General features: G+C 67.8%; 14 protein-coding genes. 10 read left to right on the top strand and 4 right to left on the bottom strand.

The genetic code is table 11. The features are described from left to right. The first annotated feature begins 2 nt into the window (after positions 1 to 2). Both VHAB30_RS23735 and VHAB30_RS23730 read left to right on the top strand, forming a co-directional pair. The gene (locus VHAB30_RS23735; protein WP_159278801.1) at positions 3 to 1,667 is read left to right on the top strand and encodes an FxLYD domain-containing protein; all 1,665 of its coding nucleotides are present in this window, start codon (positions 3 to 5) and stop codon (positions 1,665 to 1,667) included. 44 nt (positions 1,668 to 1,711) lie between these two features. Further along, entirely contained in the window at positions 1,712 to 2,704 is a 993-nt protein-coding gene (locus tag VHAB30_RS23730; RefSeq protein WP_159278800.1) for an LLM class flavin-dependent oxidoreductase, read from the top strand. Between the two features lie 3 nt (positions 2,705 to 2,707). On the opposite strand, the gene VHAB30_RS23725 is transcribed toward VHAB30_RS23730, so the two are convergent. Then, a complete protein-coding gene (locus VHAB30_RS23725; RefSeq protein WP_159278799.1) occupies positions 2,708 to 4,426 on the bottom strand; it encodes a long-chain-fatty-acid--CoA ligase in 1,719 nt (572 codons plus the stop codon). A gap of 145 nt (positions 4,427 to 4,571) precedes the next feature. Here VHAB30_RS23725 and mnmA point away from each other — a divergent pair, with 145 nt between their 5' ends. Further along, positions 4,572 to 5,672 carry a tRNA 2-thiouridine(34) synthase MnmA gene (gene mnmA / locus VHAB30_RS23720; protein WP_070063404.1) on the top strand — a complete coding sequence of 367 codons (1,101 nt, stop codon included), beginning with the start codon at positions 4,572 to 4,574 and terminating at the stop codon, positions 5,670 to 5,672. 7 nt (positions 5,673 to 5,679) lie between these two features. Here mnmA and VHAB30_RS23715 read toward each other — a convergent pair whose 3' ends face one another. From VHAB30_RS23715 to VHAB30_RS23705, 3 genes are all read right to left on the bottom strand, one after another. Next, the gene (locus VHAB30_RS23715) at positions 5,680 to 6,153 is read right to left on the bottom strand and encodes an NUDIX hydrolase (protein ID WP_070063403.1); all 474 of its coding nucleotides are present in this window, start codon (positions 6,151 to 6,153) and stop codon (positions 5,680 to 5,682) included. 28 nt (positions 6,154 to 6,181) lie between these two features. Beyond that, positions 6,182 to 6,610, bottom strand: a complete 429-nt coding sequence (locus VHAB30_RS23710; RefSeq protein ID WP_095949750.1) for a DUF4019 domain-containing protein — start codon at positions 6,608 to 6,610, stop codon at positions 6,182 to 6,184. Positions 6,611 to 6,693: 83 nt separating this feature from the next. Further along, positions 6,694 to 7,416, bottom strand: coding sequence for a response regulator transcription factor (locus VHAB30_RS23705; RefSeq protein ID WP_159278798.1), 723 nt, complete (start codon positions 7,414 to 7,416; stop codon positions 6,694 to 6,696). Between the two features lie 402 nt (positions 7,417 to 7,818). Between VHAB30_RS23705 and VHAB30_RS23700 the strand changes: the two genes are divergently transcribed. From VHAB30_RS23700 to VHAB30_RS23670, 7 genes are all read left to right on the top strand, one after another. After that, the gene (locus tag VHAB30_RS23700; RefSeq protein ID WP_139702225.1) at positions 7,819 to 8,949 is read left to right on the top strand and encodes a Re/Si-specific NAD(P)(+) transhydrogenase subunit alpha; all 1,131 of its coding nucleotides are present in this window, start codon (positions 7,819 to 7,821) and stop codon (positions 8,947 to 8,949) included. Positions 8,950 to 8,965: 16 nt separating this feature from the next. Then, on the top strand, positions 8,966 to 9,328 hold the full coding sequence (gene panD / locus VHAB30_RS23695; protein ID WP_062481508.1) for an aspartate 1-decarboxylase: 363 nt from the start codon (positions 8,966 to 8,968) through the stop codon (positions 9,326 to 9,328). A gap of 49 nt (positions 9,329 to 9,377) precedes the next feature. Further along, positions 9,378 to 9,707, top strand: coding sequence for an NAD(P) transhydrogenase subunit alpha (locus VHAB30_RS23690; protein WP_062481510.1), 330 nt, complete (start codon positions 9,378 to 9,380; stop codon positions 9,705 to 9,707). Continuing rightward, complete coding sequence (locus VHAB30_RS23685) at positions 9,704 to 11,203, top strand: NAD(P)(+) transhydrogenase (Re/Si-specific) subunit beta (RefSeq protein ID WP_095949748.1); 1,500 nt, start codon at positions 9,704 to 9,706, stop codon at positions 11,201 to 11,203. The genes VHAB30_RS23690 and VHAB30_RS23685 overlap by 4 nt, the downstream gene beginning before the upstream one ends. A gap of 100 nt (positions 11,204 to 11,303) precedes the next feature. Then, positions 11,304 to 12,983, top strand: a complete 1,680-nt coding sequence (locus VHAB30_RS23680; RefSeq protein ID WP_070063399.1) for a long-chain-fatty-acid--CoA ligase — start codon at positions 11,304 to 11,306, stop codon at positions 12,981 to 12,983. A 54-nt stretch (positions 12,984 to 13,037) separates the two neighbouring features. Beyond that, the gene (locus VHAB30_RS23675) at positions 13,038 to 14,042 is read left to right on the top strand and encodes an ABC transporter permease subunit (protein ID WP_095743299.1); all 1,005 of its coding nucleotides are present in this window, start codon (positions 13,038 to 13,040) and stop codon (positions 14,040 to 14,042) included. Between the two features lie 4 nt (positions 14,043 to 14,046). Beyond that, positions 14,047 to 14,955, top strand: a complete 909-nt coding sequence (locus VHAB30_RS23670) for an ABC transporter permease subunit (protein ID WP_159278797.1) — start codon at positions 14,047 to 14,049, stop codon at positions 14,953 to 14,955. Positions 14,956 to 14,959: the final 4 nt, after the last annotated feature.

Genomic DNA, 14,959 nt, shown 5'->3' with positions numbered 1-14,959 from the left:
ACATGAGCATCGACCTGCAGACCCTCAAATGCGGCGAGTGCGGCAGCAGCGCGCTGCGCCGCACCGGCCTGAACGAATACACCTGTTCGCACTGCGGCTCGATGTCGCTGGTGGAAGACGACGTGTCCGACCGCCTCGAGCGCGTGCTGCAGCAGGTCAAGCACCACGCCGGCCAGCAGATCGCGGCCGAACAGGCGCTGCGCCAGAAGCAGATGGTGCGCACGATCGGCTTCGTCGTGATCGGCTTTCTCGGCGTGGCGGTGGCCGTCCAGGTCGCGATGCTGCTGTTCGGCTCCGGCAAGCGCAGCGATACGCCTTCGGTGGCGCGCGCGATCGTCGAGCGCACCATCGCGACCGACGGCCTGAAGCTCTCCGAGCCGCGCCAGGTGCTGGTCGGCGAGCGGCCGAAGCTCCTGGTGCTGGCGCGCAACGAGACCGGCCGGCCGCTCGAACGGCCCGGCCTGAAGGTGGTGTTCCACGACGGCGACACGCGGCTGAACGAGCGCAGCGAATCCCTGCCGATCGACGTGCTGATGCCCGGCGAGTCCGCGCCGATGCTGGTCGACCTGCCCTCGGGCCAGAACGTCACGCGGCAGGACGTGACGGTCGAGAAGCTGTCCGAACCGCGCAGCGCCGCCGAGGGGCCGCGCCTGGCGTTCTCGCGCGTGCGGCTGGTGCAGCAGGGCGAGCGCGTGCGCCTGGTCGGGCGCCTCGTGCATGCGGGTGCGCCCGGTGCGCCGGCGTTCGGCAGCATCGAGGCGCTGGTCACGCTGTACGACGACGCGGGCCAGGTGATCGGCGTCGGTCGCGGCCATGCGCCGGGGTCCGAGCTGGCGCCCGGCGCACGCACGGCGATCGATGTCGACCTCAGCCGCTTCGGCCGCGGCGCCGCCATCGCGGCCTGGGACTACCGCATCGGCTACCGCACGGACACGCCCTCGGGCGCGCGCACCACGGTGCTGAGCGCCGACCGCGTGATCCGCACCGCCGGCGCGCCGGAGGCCTTCCACCCCGACCTGCGGCTGGGCACCGAAGACCTGCTGGCCGACGACAGCGAGCGCTTCGACCCGCGGCAGCTCGAACTGCTGCCACTGGTGGCAGGGCGCAGCACGATCCAGCGGCCGCTGTTCATGACCGAGCTGGTGAACCGCAGCACCGACGCCATCGCCATTGCGCCCGGCGCCGTGATCTCGCGCTTCGGCGGCAGCACGGCCGACGGCACCACGCGCCTCGATGCGCTGGCCTATCTGTACCCGGGCGAGCGCTTTCCGGTCCTGCTGGAGCCCAAGGCCGTGGACCGCATCACGCAGACCCGCGTCGAGTGGAAGCCGATGCGCCGCGCCGCATTGCCCGGCCCGCGCAAGCCGCTGGAGGTGCAGGTGACGGGCACCCAGGCCGGCACCGGCAGCGTGCTGCTCAACTTCAGCCAGCGCTTCACCTACAAGAGCGTGGAGGTCACGGGCACGGTGAAGAACCCCGGCACGGCCATCGCGGCCAAGGTGCGGCTGTGGGTGAGCCTGCGCGACCGCAACGACCAGCTGACCGGCTTCAAGCTGATCGAGAACCTGCCGGCCATCGCGCCGGGCGAGAGCGTGCCCTTCCAGGTCCATGTGACGCAGCACGGGCGCGATTTCGCGAGCGTCGCGACGCTATACCAAACCGAATAGCCCCGCGCGTGACGGCATCGGGCGGTTCGCGCCATGATCGCGCCATGATTCCGCTTTCGATCCTCGACCTTTCCCCGATCACCGAAGGCAGCGATGCCGCGCAGTCGTTCCGCAACTCGCTGTCGCTGGCGCAGCACGGCGAGAAGCTGGGCTACACGCGCTACTGGCTGGCCGAGCACCACGGCATGCCGGGCATCGCGAGCGCGGCCACGGCCGTGCTGCTGTCGCACGTGGGCGCGGGCACCTCCACCATCCGCATCGGCGCCGGCGGCGTGATGCTGCCCAACCACTCGCCGCTGGTGATCGCCGAGCAGTTCGGCACGCTGGAGTCGCTGTACCCGGGGCGCGTCGACCTGGGCCTGGGGCGCGCGCCCGGCTCCGACCAGCGCACCGCGCGCGCGCTGCGGCGCAACCTGGAGTCGGACGCCGACCAGTTCCCGCAGGACGTGATGGAGCTCATGGACTTCATGTCGAAGAACCCGCAGCAGGCCGTGCGCGCCGTGCCCGGCGCGGGGCTCGAGGTGCCGGTGTGGATTCTCGGCTCGAGCACCTTCGGCGCGCAGCTGGCGGCGCACCTGGGGCTGCCGTATGCCTTTGCCTCGCACTTCGCGCCGCAGCAGATCATGCAGGCCATCCAGATCTACCGCGAGACCTTCAAGCCTTCGGCGCAGCTGCAGAAACCGTACGTGATGCTGGGCTTCAACGTGTTCGCGGCCGACACCGACGCCGAGGCCGAGTTCCGCGCCACCTCGTGGCAGCAGGCCTTCGTGAACCTGCGCAGCGGCCGTCCGGGGCGCCTGCCGCCGCCGGTGGAGAACTACCGCCAGAAGGTCGGGCCGGCCGAGAACGCGCTGCTCGACTCGGTGCTGTCGTGCTCGGCGGTGGGCTCGGTCGAGACGGTGAAGCAGGGCGTGGAAGCGTTCGTGGCGCGCACGGGCGCCGACGAACTCATGATCACCTCGCAGGTGTTCGACCACGCCGCCCGGCTGCGCTCGTACGAGCTGCTCGCCGAGGCCTTTGGCCAGAAGAAGCCGTAAAGCCTAGGCCCGCTTGCGGGCTTCCTCGTCCACGAGGTCTTTCTTCGAGAGCTTGCCCACGGCGGTCTTGGGCAGCTCGGCGCGGATCTCGAGCGCGCCGATCATCTCGTGCTTGCCCAGGCGGTTCTTCAGGAAGCTCTTGAGCGCGTCGAGCGTGAGGTCGTCCGCGCCGTCCTTCAGTTTCACGAAGGCCTTCGGTGACTGGCCCCGGTACTCGTCCGGCACGCCGATCACGCAGACCTCGGCCACCGAAGGGTGTTCGTACACCGCTTCCTCGAGCACGCGCGGGTACACGTTGTAGCCGCCGCACAGCAGCATGTCCTTGGTGCGGTCGACGATGTACAGGTAGCCGTCGGCGTCCATCTTCGCGACGTCGCCGCTGCGGAAGTAGCCGTCGGCGGTCATCGACTCGGCGGTGGCCTTCGGGTTGTTCCAGTAGCCCTTCATGACGTTCGGTCCCTGCACGCACAGCTCGCCGGGCTCGCCGAACGCGGTCACGTCCTGGGTCGGGTCGTCCAGGCTCACGAGCTTGATGCGCACGCGCGGCAGCGGCATGCCGCACGAGCCGGCCTTGCGCACGCCGCGCGCGGGCGTGAAGGTGCCCACGGGCGAGGTCTCGGTCATGCCCCAGCCTTCGTTGAGGTGGCAGCCGGTGAGTTCGAAGAAGCGCTGCTCCACCTCCACCGGCAGCGGCGCGCCGCCCGAGCCGCAGAACTTCAGCGAGCGCAGGTCCATCTCTTTGGCCTTGGGGTGCGAAAGGATGGCGGTGTACATGGTCGGCACGCCGGGGAACACGCTGATCTTGCTGGCCGCGAGCTCGTTCATCACCGCGTCGACATCGAAGCGCGTGTGCAGCACCAGCGCCGCGCCCAGGCGCACGCCCAGCAGCATTGCGGCGCTGAGCGCGAAGATGTGGAACAGCGGCAGCACGACCAGGAAGCGCTCCTTGCCTTCGTCGAGGATCGGCGGCTCGCCGCGCGTCGATTCGTAGTACTGCGCCGAGGCCGACGTGAGGTTGGCGTGCGTGAGCATCGCGCCCTTGGGCAGGCCGGTGGTGCCGCCGGTGTACTGCAGCACCACGATCTCTTCGGCCAGGTCGCCCAGCGGGTAGGTCTGGTGCGTGCCTTCGCTCTTGAGCAGGTCGGTGAAGCGCACGTGGCGCGCGTCCACCGGCACGGGCGCGATCTGGCCCGCGGCCTGCAGCTGGGCCTGCACCTTGTCGCCCGCCGCGCCGTAGTCGCCAAGGCTGCCGACCACCAGCGTCTTCAGGCGCGAGCTGTCGAGCAGGCGCGCCATCAGCGGGTAGAGGTTCACGAGGTCGAGCGTGACGAGGATGTCGGTGCGGCTGTCCTCGATCTTGTGGGCCAGCACGCGCTCGGCGTCCAGCGGCGAGTAGTTCACCACCGTGCCGCCGGCCTTGAGCACGGCGAAGAAGGCGATCGGGTAGTGCGGCGTGTTCGGCAGGTACAGGCCGACATGCACGCCCGGCTTCACGCCCAGGTCCTGCAGGCCCTTGGCGGCGCGGTCGACCGCTGCACCAAGCTGGCGGTAGCTGAGCGACTGGCCCATGAACTCGACGGCCGAATGGTCGGGCCAGCGCGCGACCGCTTCGTCGAGCATCTGCTGCACCGGCTTGACGGGCAGCTCGGCGTCCCAGCGCATGCCGGGCGGGTAGTTGCGCGTCCAGGGGGTGGGGTTGCCAGAGAGGGAAGGGGTCGCCATGCGTGTTGTCTCCGCTGTGTTTCGGGGCACTGTAGCGCCGGCCTTTCGCATCGTGGAGTGGCGACTGACAAGCCGGCGACACGGGTTTTCCCGATTTCCCACACGCCGGATGCCCCTGTCGCCGGGCTGGGACAATGGCGGGCTTATGGCAAAACAACGGATCGTGGTCGGGCTGAGCGGCGGGGTGGACTCCGCGGTCACCGCGCACCTGCTCAAGCAGCAGGGGCACGAGGTGGTCGGCATCTTCATGAAGAACTGGGAAGACGACGACGACAGCGAGTACTGCTCGTCGAACATCGACTTCGTGGACGCCGCCAGCGTGGCCGACGTGCTGGGCATCGAGATCGAGCACGTCAACTTTGCCGCCGACTACAAGGACCGCGTGTTCGCCGAGTTCCTGCGCGAGTACAAGGCCGGCCGCACGCCGAACCCCGACGTGCTGTGCAACGCCGAGATCAAGTTCAAGGCCTTTCTCGACCACGCCATGCGGCTGGGCGCCGAGAAGATCGCCACCGGCCACTACGCCCGCGTGCGCCTGAACGAGGCCACGGGCCGGCACGAGCTGCTCAAGGGGCTCGACAACTCGAAGGACCAGAGCTACTTCCTGCACCGCCTGAACCAGGCCCAGCTGTCCAAGACGCTGTTCCCGGTCGGCGAGCTGCACAAGACCGAGGTGCGCCGCATCGCGGAAGAAATCGGCCTGCCCAACGCGAAGAAGAAGGACTCGACCGGCATCTGCTTCATCGGTGAGCGGCCGTTCCGCGACTTCCTGAACCGCTACATCTCCAAGGAGCCGGGCCCGATCAAGGACGACCGCGGCCGCAAGCTCGGCGAGCACCAGGGCCTGAGCTTCTACACGCTGGGCCAGCGCCAGGGGCTGGGCATCGGCGGCGTGAAGGAGAAGGGTGCACAGCGCGGCGCGGGCGACCATTCGCCCTGGTTCGTCGCGCGCAAGGACGTCGAAAAGAACACGCTGTGGGTGGTGCAGGGGCACGACCATCCGTGGCTGCTGTCGTCCGAACTGAAGGCCGACGACGCGAGCTGGGTCGCCGGCGAGGCGCCCACCGCGGGCGCCTACGGTTCGAAGGCCCGCTACCGGCAGGCCGACGCAGCCTGCGAACTGGGCGAGGGCGCCAACGGCGCCTTCAGCCTGCGCTTCGGTGCGCCGCAATGGGCGGTCACGCCGGGGCAGTCGGCCGTGCTGTACGACGGCGAGCGCTGCCTCGGAGGCGGCGTCATCGTCTGAACAGGCCTCAGCGGGGCTGCCGCACGCTGTCTTCGGTGTGAATCAGCGCGAGCGGATGCCGCTTGCCGGCCAGGTAGTCCTCGACGCAGCGCAGCAGCAGCGGGCTGCGATGGCGCGCCACGCTGGCGCGGATTTCGTCCACGGTCATCCACAGCGTGCGCACGATGCCTTCGTCGAGCGCACGACCTTCCTCGCGCGCGCCCAGTTCGCCGGTGAAGGCAAAGCGCATGTAGGTCACGTCGGGTTGCTCGGCCGAGCGCGCCATGTACACGCCGAGCAGCGCGGTCGGCGTGAAGGCGTGGGCTGTTTCCTCGAGCGTTTCGCGGATGCAGCCGTCCTCGGGCGACTCGCCGGGGTCGAGGTGGCCGGCGGGGTTGTTGAGCTTCAGGCCGTCGTCGGTCTGCTCTTCGACGAGCAGGAAGCGGCCGTCTTGCTCGATCACCGCGGCCACGGTGACATTGGGTTTCCAGCGTGTGGGCATTGTGGGCGCGAGTCTATCGGCATCTCGGCTATCGCACGACATAGCCGCTGAAGCGCCAGATGCGGTCGGCGTCGAGCCGGAAGCTCACCCGTTCGCGCAACGTGCGCTCGGGCGTGTTGCCGAAGCGGGTCTCGTACTCGACGCTGACGTACTGGCCGGCCGCATCGGCGTCCGGGTCGGTCACGACCTGCCGGTGCACGGCCACCCAGGTGCGCTGCTGCGGCCCGCCGAGCGGGGCGCGGCTTCTGGCCACCTTGCTGGCGAAGTCGGTGCGGGTGATGCGCTTGCGGGTGGCGGGCGTGGCGCCGTCCCACAGCTCGCCGGCCTCGTTCCGGTCGATCATCTGGATCGCCTGCAGGCCGCCGCGCACCATGTCGCTGGCCTCGACGTCTTCAGCGAGGGCGGGGAACAGGCCGCTGCACAGCAGGAGCAGCGCGGCCAGGAGGAGCCGGGGCATGGGGAAGGGCACTTGTTCGGACGGAACAAGTTGGAGGCCGACGGGGAGGAGGGGTTCCCCGCCCGGCCTGCCGGGGCGTGCGCTCAGCGCGCGTTGGAAGCTGCAGCGGCGGGCCGTGTGTCGACCTCGATGGTTTCCAGCCGGTAGCCCAGACCGTACACGGCCAGCAGCAGGAAACCGTTCGAGGGGCGCAGTTCGAGCTTGGTGCGCAGGCGCGACACGTGGGTGTCGAGCGAGCGCGACAGCGCCTCGACCCCCAGCCCCCAGACCGCCTCGTGCAGGTGCTCGCGCGAGAGCAGGCGCCCCAGGTTCTGGAACAGGAAGAGCGCGAGTTCGTACTCGCGGTTCTTCAGCTCGACCAGCTCGCCGTGGACCCGGATGGTGCGCGAGGGCGGAAAGAAGTGGTACGGGCCGAACACCATTTCGGGCTCGTTGCGCGAGGGGTAGGCGCGGCGCAGCAGGGCGTTGATGCGGGCTTCGAACTCGATCGGGCGCAGCGGCTTGGCCATGAAGTCGTCGGCGCCGACATTGAGGCCTTCGATCATGTCGCTGTCGTCGTGGTGCTCGGTCACGAACAGGATCGGCATGCGGCTCTTGTAGTCCTGCCGGATCGTCTTGACGACGTCCGGGCCGTTCATGTCCGGCAGGCGCCAGTCGAGGACCAGCAGGTCGAAGGTTTCGCGGCGCATGGCGTGCAGCAGCGCCTTGCCGGCGGCGTACGTGTGGCACTCGTGACCGAGGCTCGCCATGGATTGGTTGATCAACCGGAGTTGGTCCGGCTCGGTGTCGAGTACTGCAATGCGCATTCCATTCCCTTGTTCCGCCCTGTGTGGACCTCTATGTGTCCGCAATATGAATCGAAGTGTATCTATCTGCGTCTGAAATCATTGCTGTGAATTGCTATTAATTCACGCAAATTGATTTTATGTATGTGGTTCAATTGCTAATTGAATCCAATTGGTGTTAGTTGATTGCAATCTAGAACCAGAGCGAGCGAAGGCGCCACAAGCGCTTCTGCGGCGGTCACCCGTGTTTCCCCCGGGGTCGTACCGGCCGCCAATTTGCTATCAATTAAATAGCTACATGTGCAGTGCCTGCGGGCGTTGAGCAGCAAAAAGAACGCGGCATTCTGGCGACAGGTGCGCTTGTAATCTTGCTGTAAGCTCTGCCCGCAATCCGTGCTGCCCCTTCCCCCTGAGGAGAACTCTATGTTGATAGGCGTGCCTGCCGAGACAGCGGCTGGCGAAACCCGAGTGGCCGTTACACCCGAAACGGTGAAGAAACTGGTGGCCTCCGGGCATACCGTGCGTGTGCAGGCCGGTGCCGGCATTGCAGCCAGCGTCACCGACGCGGCGTACCAGACGGCAGGCGCCGAGATCACCGATGCGGCCGGGGCGCTCTCCGCCGACATGGTGCTCAAGGTGCGCACGCCCAGCGACGCCGAAGCGGCGCAGCTGAAGGCCGGCGCGGTCGTCATCGGCATGCTCAATCCTTTCGACGCGGCCGGCCTGCAGCGCCTGGCCGCCGCGGGTGTCACGGGCTTCGCGCTCGAAGCCGCGCCGCGCACCACGCGCGCCCAGAGCATGGACGTGCTCAGCTCGCAGGCCAACATCGCCGGCTACAAGGCCGTGATGATCGCGGCCGACAGGTACCAGCGCTTCTTCCCCATGCTGATGACCGCCGCCGGCACCGTGAAGGCCGCCCGCGTCGTCATCCTGGGCGTCGGCGTGGCCGGCCTGCAGGCCATTGCCACGGCCAAGCGCCTGGGCGCCGTCATCGAGGCCTCGGACGTGCGTCCGAGCGTCAAGGAACAGATCGAGTCGCTGGGCGGCAAGTTCATCGACGTGCCCTACGAGACGCAGGAAGAGAAAGACGCGGCCGAAGGCGTCGGCGGCTACGCCCGCCCGATGCCCGCCAGCTGGCTCACACGCCAGCAGGCCGAGGTCGCCAAGCGCGTCGCGCTGGCCGACGTGGTCATCAGCACCGCGCTCATCCCGGGCCGCGCCGCGCCCACCCTCGTCACCGAGGACATGGTCAAGTCGATGAAGCCGGGTTCGGTGATCGTCGACATCGCGGCCGGCAAGGGCGCCGACGGCATCGGCGGCAACTGCCCGCTGTCGGAGGCCGACAAGACCGTGGTCAAGCACGGCGTGACCATCGTCGGCGAAACCAACCTCGCGGCGCTGGTGGCGGCCGACGCGTCGGCGCTGTATGCGCGCAACGTGCTCGACTTCCTCAAGCTCGTCGTCACGAAGGAAGGCGCGCTCAAGATCGACCTCGAGGACGACATCGTCGCCGCCTGCCGCGTCACGCAGGACGGCCAGGTCACGCGCAAGTAAGAGCAGGCTGCCTTCCATGAACCGCACCATGCTCCGCGCGAAGCTGCATCGCGCCACCGTGACCGAAGCCGACCTGCACTACGAAGGCTCGTGCGGCATCGACGAGGACCTGCTCGACGCGGCCGACATGCGCGAGTACGAAAAGATCGAGCTGTACAACGTCAACAACGGCGAGCGCTTCTCGACCTACATCATCAAGGCGGCGCGCGGTTCGGGCGCCATCTCGCTCAACGGCGCGGCGGCGCGCAAGGCGCATGTGGGCGACCTGCTCATCATCTGCACCTACGCCCCCATGACCGAGGCCGAAGCCGCCGACTACAAGCCCAAGGTGGTGCTGCTTGGCGATGCCAACCGCATCAACGAAGTCAAGAAGCTCTGACAGAGCCCGGGACCAAGAGACAGAGACCGAACGAGGAGAACACAACACCATGGAAATCGTTTCGCACACCGTCATCAACCTGACCATCTTCGTGCTGGCCATCTACGTCGGCTACCACGTGGTCTGGACCGTCACGCCCGCGCTGCACACGCCGCTCATGGCCGTGACCAACGCCATCTCGGCCATCGTGATCGTGGGCGCCATGCTGGCCGCCGCGCTCACCACCACGCCGCTGGGCAAGACCATGGGCGTGCTCGCCGTGGCGCTGGCCGCGGTGAACGTCTTCGGCGGCTTCCTGGTCACGCGCCGGATGCTCGAGATGTTCAAGAAGAAAGACAAGAAGGCCGCCCCCAAGGCTGCAGAGGGAGCCGCCAAGTGAGCATGAACCTCGTCACGCTGCTGTACCTCGTTGCCAGCGTCTGCTTCATCCAGGCCCTGAAGGGCCTGTCCCATCCCACCACCTCGATCCGCGGCAACATCTTCGGCATGACCGGCATGGCGATCGCCGTGCTGACCACCATCGCGCTGGTCCACGGGCAGGCGCGCGCCCTCAACGTCGACTTCACCACCGGCATCGCCTGGGTGCTGGCCGCCGTCGTGGTCGGTGGCGGCCTGGGCGCCTTCATGGCCAACAAGGTCGAGATGACCAAGATGCCCGAGCTGGTCGCCTTCATGCACAGCATGATCGGCCTGGCCGCGGTGTTCATCGGCGTGGCCGCGGTGGCCGAGCCCTGGGCCTTCGGCATCACGGCCGCACCCGTGGCGGCTGTCGTCGGTGCGCGCACGCCTGACGGCGCGGTCCTCTTCGAGGGCTTCGTGCGCCATGCCATTCCTTATGGCAACCGGCTCGAGCTGTTCCTGGGGGCGGCCATCGGCGCCATCACCTTCAGCGGCTCGGTCATCGCCTTCGGCAAGCTCTCGGGCAAGTACAAGTTCCGCCTGTTCCAGGGTGCGCCGGTGCAGTTCTCGGGCCAGCACATGCTGAACCTGGTGCTGGGCCTGGCGACCATCGCCCTGGGCCTGGTGTTCGTGGCCACCGAAAGCTGGCCGGCGTTCTTCGCGATGCTGGCGCTGGCCTTCGTGATGGGCGTGCTCATCATCATCCCGATCGGCGGCGCCGACATGCCGGTGGTGGTGTCGATGCTCAACAGCTACTCGGGCTGGGCGGCGGCCGGCATCGGCTTCAGCCTGAACAACGCGATGCTGATCGTGGCCGGTTCGCTGGTGGGCTCTTCGGGCGCGATCCTGAGCTACATCATGTGCAAGGCCATGAACCGCTCGTTCTTCAACGTGATCCTGGGCGGCTTCGGCGGTGAGGCAACCACCGCCACCGACGGCGCCAAGGAACAGCGCCCCGTGAAGAGCGGCAGCGCGGACGATGCGGCCTACATGCTGTCCAACGCCGAGACGGTGATCATCGTGCCGGGCTACGGCCTGGCCGTGGCGCGCGCCCAGCACGCCGTGAACGAACTGGCCGAGAAGCTCACGCACAAGGGCGTCAAGGTGAAGTACGCCATCCACCCCGTGGCCGGCCGCATGCCGGGCCACATGAACGTGCTGCTGGCCGAGGCCGAGGTGCCCTACGACCAGGTGTTCGAGATGGAAGACATCAATGGCGAGTTCGCGCAGGCCGACGTGGCGATCATCCTGGGTGCCAACGACGTGGTGAACCCGGCCGCGCTCACCAAGGGCACGCCGATCTACGGCATGCCGATCCTGGAAGCCTACAAGGCCAAGACCGTCATCGTGAACAAGCGCTCCATGGCCGCCGGCTACGCGGGCCTGGACAACGAGCTCTTCTACATGGACAAGACCATGATGGTCTTTGGCGATGCGAAAAAAGTAGTGGAAGATATGGGCAAGGCCATCGAATAGGCCGAAGGTCCGTGCCCGCGATGCGGGCCTGATCGTCGCGGCGCCTCACGTGCGCCGTTTTCGTTTTTAAAAACTCATCCGACTCCGAGGAGACACATCCATGACCGAACGCCCCTGGCTCAGCAGCTACCCGCAAGGCGTGCCCGCCGACATCGACGCGTCGCACTACCCGTCGCTGGTGGCGCTCATGGAGGAGAGCTTCACCAAGTACGCCGACCGCACGGCCTACAGCTTCATGGGCAAGGACGTGAGCTACGGCGAGACCGACAAGCTCAGCAAGGCCTTCGCGGCCTACCTGCAGGGCCTGGGCCTCGTGAAGGGCGACCGCGTCGCCGCGATGATGCCCAACTGCCCGCAGTACCCGATCGCGGTGGCCGCCATCCTGCGCGCCGGCCTGATCCTGGTGAATGTGAACCCGCTGTACACGCCGCGCGAACTCGAGCACCAGCTCAAGGACTCGGGCGCCAAGGCGATCGTCATCATGGAGAACTTCGGCACCACGCTGCAGCAGTGCATCGCGAGCACGCCGATCAAGCACATCGTGCTGGCCTCCATGGGCGACCGGCTCGGCTTCCTGAAGGGCGCGCTGGTCAACTACGTGGTGCGCAACGTCAAGAAGCTGGTGCCGCACTTCAGCCTGCCGGGCGCCGTGCGCTTCAACGACGCGCTCGACAAGGGCGCGGGCGGTTCGCTCAAGCCCGTGGCCACCGGTCCCGACGACGTGGCCGTGCTGCAGTACACCGGCGGCACCACCGGCGTGTCCAAGGGCGCGGTGCTGCTGCATCGCAACGTGATCGCCAACGTGCTGCAGTCCGAGGCCTGGAACGAGCCCGTCATGGCCAAGGTGCCGGCCAACGAGCAGCCCACCAGCGTGTGCGCGCTGCCGCTGTATCACATCTTCGCGTTCACGGTCGGCATGATGCTGAGCATGCGCACGGGCGGCAAGCTGATCCTGATCCCGAACCCGCGCGACATTCCCGGCGTGCTCAAGGAGCTGTCGAAGCACACCATCCACAGCTTCCCGGCCGTGAACACGCTGTTCAACGGGCTGGCGAACCACCCCGACTTCAACACCGTCAACTGGAAGAACTTGAAGGTCTCGGTCGGCGGCGGCATGGCGGTGCAGGCCGCGGTGGCCAAGCTCTGGCTCGAGAAAACCGGTTGCCCCATCTGCGAGGGCTACGGCCTCTCGGAAACCTCGCCCTCGACCACCTGCAACCCGACCAACAGCACGGCCTACACCGGCACCATCGGCCTGCCGCTGCCGAGCACCTGGCTCAAGCTGCTCGACGACGACGGCAACGAAGTGCCCACCGGCGAGCGCGGCGAGATCGCCATCAAGGGCCCGCAGGTCATGGCCGGCTACTGGCAGCGCCCCGACGAGACCGCCAAGGTCATGACGCCCGACGGCTACTTCAAGAGCGGCGACATCGGCGTGGTCGACGAGCGCGGCTACTTCAAGGTGGTCGACCGCAAGAAGGACATGATCCTGGTGTCGGGCTTCAACGTGTACCCGAACGAGATCGAGGACGTGGTGGCGATGCTGCCCGGCGTGCTCGAATGCGCCGCGGTGGGCGTGCCCGACGACAAGACCGGCGAGGCCGTGAAGCTCGTCATCGTCAAGAAGGACGAGTCGCTCACCGAAGCGCAGGTGCGCGAGTACTGCCGCGCCAACCTCACGGGCTACAAGCAGCCGCGCGTGATCGAGTTCCGCACCGACATGCCCAAGACCCCGGTGGGCAAGATCCTGCGGCGCGAACTGCGGGATAGCAAGAAGTAGTAAGGGTTCCGCCCGGGTGGGGCCGGGGCATCGATCTTGCATATTCGCGGGTCGATGCTCAGATTCATTTACGTTCGCCTAGGCTTGCTCGTGCCGACCTTCATCGGCATGACGCTGCTGGCCTTCTTTCTCATCCGGCTGGTGCCGGGTGACCCCATCGAGACGATGGCCGGCGAGCGCGGCATCGACCCCGCGCGCCACGCCGAGCTGCGCACCGCCATGGGCCTGGACAAGCCCCTGCTCGTGCAATACGGCATCTACATCGGCCGCGTGCTGCAGGGTGACCTGGGCAAGTCGCTCATCACGCAGGACACCGTGATGAGCGAGTTCCTCGCGCTCTTTCCGGCCACCGTCGAGCTCGGCGTGTGCGCGATTCTCTTCGCGCTGCTGCTCGGGCTGCCGGCCGGCATCCTCGCGGCGGTGCGGCGCAACTCCATCTTCGACCACGGCGTGATGGCCACGTCGCTCACCGGCTACTCGATGCCGATCTTCTGGTGGGGCCTGCTGCTGATCCTGTTCTTCTCGGTGCAGCTGGGATGGACGCCGGTGTCGGGTCGAATCTCGGTGCAGTACTTCGTCGAGCCGCAGACCGGCTTCCTGCTGATCGACGCGCTGCGCGCCGGCGAGACCGAGGCCTTCTGGTCGGCGCTGCACCACCTCATTCTTCCGGCCATCGTGCTGGGCACCGTGCCGCTGGCCGTCATCGCGCGCATGACGCGCTCGGCCATGCTCGAGGTGCTGGGCGAGGACTACATCCGCACCGCGCGCGCCAAGGGCCTGTCGCGCTTTCGCGTGGTGGGCCTGCATGCGCTGCGCAACGCGCTGATCCCGGTCGTCACGGTGATCGGCCTGCAGATCGGGGTGCTCTTCACCGGCGCGATCCTGACCGAGACCATCTTCTCCTGGCCCGGCGTCGGCAAGTGGCTCATCGAGGCCATCGGGCGGCGCGATTACCCGGTGCTGCAGGGCGGCATGCTGCTGCTGGGCGGCATCGTGATGCTGCTCAACCTGCTGGTGGACATCGCCTACGGCGTCATCAACCCGCGGATCAGGCACTGAGTCGATGACGAGCAACACCCACGCAGTCCCCCCCGGCTCGCAGGCCTCGGCGCCTCCCGGTCCCTGGCGCGAGTTCTGGACCGCCTTCTCGGCGAACCGGGGCGCGGTCATCGGTCTCGTCACCATCGTGGTGCTGCTGCTGGTGGCGCTGTTCGCGCCGTGGATCGCGCCGCATGCACCGAACGAAACCAACGCCACCGCGTTCCTCAAGCCGCCGGCCTGGCAGGAGGGCGGCTCGTGGACCTACCTGCTGGGAACGGACGCCATCGGTCGCGACATCCTGTCGCGGCTCATGCACGGCGCGCGGCTGTCGCTGTCGATCGGCGTCGCGGTGGTGGCGCTGTCGGTGGTGGTGGGCGTGGTGCTCGGGCTCGTCGCCGGCTTCTTTCGCGGCGCGCTGGAGATCGCGATCATGCGGATGATGGACATCATCCTCACGATGCCCAGCCTGCTGATGGCCATCGTGATCGTCGCGATCCTCGGGCCGGGGCTCGTCAACGCCATGCTCGCGGTGGCCATCGTGGTGCTGCCGCACTATGTGCGCATCACGCGCGCCACGGTCATCGCCGAGGTCTCGCGCGACTACGTGACCGCGGCGCGCGTGAGCGGCGCCAGCACGCTGCGCCTGATGTTCCGCGAGGTGCTGCCCAACTGTTCGGCGCCGCTGATCGTGCAGGCCTCGCTGGGCGTCTCGACCGCCATCCTCGACGCGGCGGCGCTCGGCTTCATCGGACTGGGCGCACAGCCGCCGTCGCCTGAATGGGGAACGATGCTGGCCGACGCGCGCGAGTTCGTGCTGCGCGCGTGGTGGGTCGTGACCTTCCCGGGCCTCGCCATCCTTGCGGCCGTGCTGGCCTTCAACCTGCTGGGCGACGGGCTGCGCGATGCGCTCGACCCGAAGCTCAAGCGCTGACGCA

Source organism: Variovorax boronicumulans, from assembly GCF_009811375.1.
Lineage (GTDB): Bacteria > Pseudomonadota > Gammaproteobacteria > Burkholderiales > Burkholderiaceae_C > Variovorax > Variovorax boronicumulans.
Note: the sequence above shows the minus strand (reverse complement) of the source record. Positions and strands in the feature narration are given on the sequence as shown.

Coding starts and splice junctions, on each gene's coding strand:
- VHAB30_RS23675 (WP_095743299.1), top strand. CDS start 13,038: ATGCTCAGATTCATTTACGTTCGCCTAGGCTTGCTCGTGCCGACCTTC.
- VHAB30_RS23735 (WP_159278801.1), top strand. CDS start 3: ATGAGCATCGACCTGCAGACCCTCAAATGCGGCGAGTGCGGCAGCAGC.
- VHAB30_RS23730 (WP_159278800.1), top strand. CDS start 1,712: ATGATTCCGCTTTCGATCCTCGACCTTTCCCCGATCACCGAAGGCAGC.
- VHAB30_RS23715 (WP_070063403.1), bottom strand. CDS start 6,153: ATGCCCACACGCTGGAAACCCAATGTCACCGTGGCCGCGGTGATCGAG.
- VHAB30_RS23700 (WP_139702225.1), top strand. CDS start 7,819: ATGTTGATAGGCGTGCCTGCCGAGACAGCGGCTGGCGAAACCCGAGTG.
- VHAB30_RS23710 (WP_095949750.1), bottom strand. CDS start 6,610: ATGCCCCGGCTCCTCCTGGCCGCGCTGCTCCTGCTGTGCAGCGGCCTG.
- VHAB30_RS23680 (WP_070063399.1), top strand. CDS start 11,304: ATGACCGAACGCCCCTGGCTCAGCAGCTACCCGCAAGGCGTGCCCGCC.
- VHAB30_RS23670 (WP_159278797.1), top strand. CDS start 14,047: ATGACGAGCAACACCCACGCAGTCCCCCCCGGCTCGCAGGCCTCGGCG.
- VHAB30_RS23705 (WP_159278798.1), bottom strand. CDS start 7,416: ATGCGCATTGCAGTACTCGACACCGAGCCGGACCAACTCCGGTTGATC.
- mnmA (WP_070063404.1), top strand. CDS start 4,572: ATGGCAAAACAACGGATCGTGGTCGGGCTGAGCGGCGGGGTGGACTCC.
- VHAB30_RS23690 (WP_062481510.1), top strand. CDS start 9,378: ATGGAAATCGTTTCGCACACCGTCATCAACCTGACCATCTTCGTGCTG.
- VHAB30_RS23725 (WP_159278799.1), bottom strand. CDS start 4,426: ATGGCGACCCCTTCCCTCTCTGGCAACCCCACCCCCTGGACGCGCAAC.
- panD (WP_062481508.1), top strand. CDS start 8,966: ATGAACCGCACCATGCTCCGCGCGAAGCTGCATCGCGCCACCGTGACC.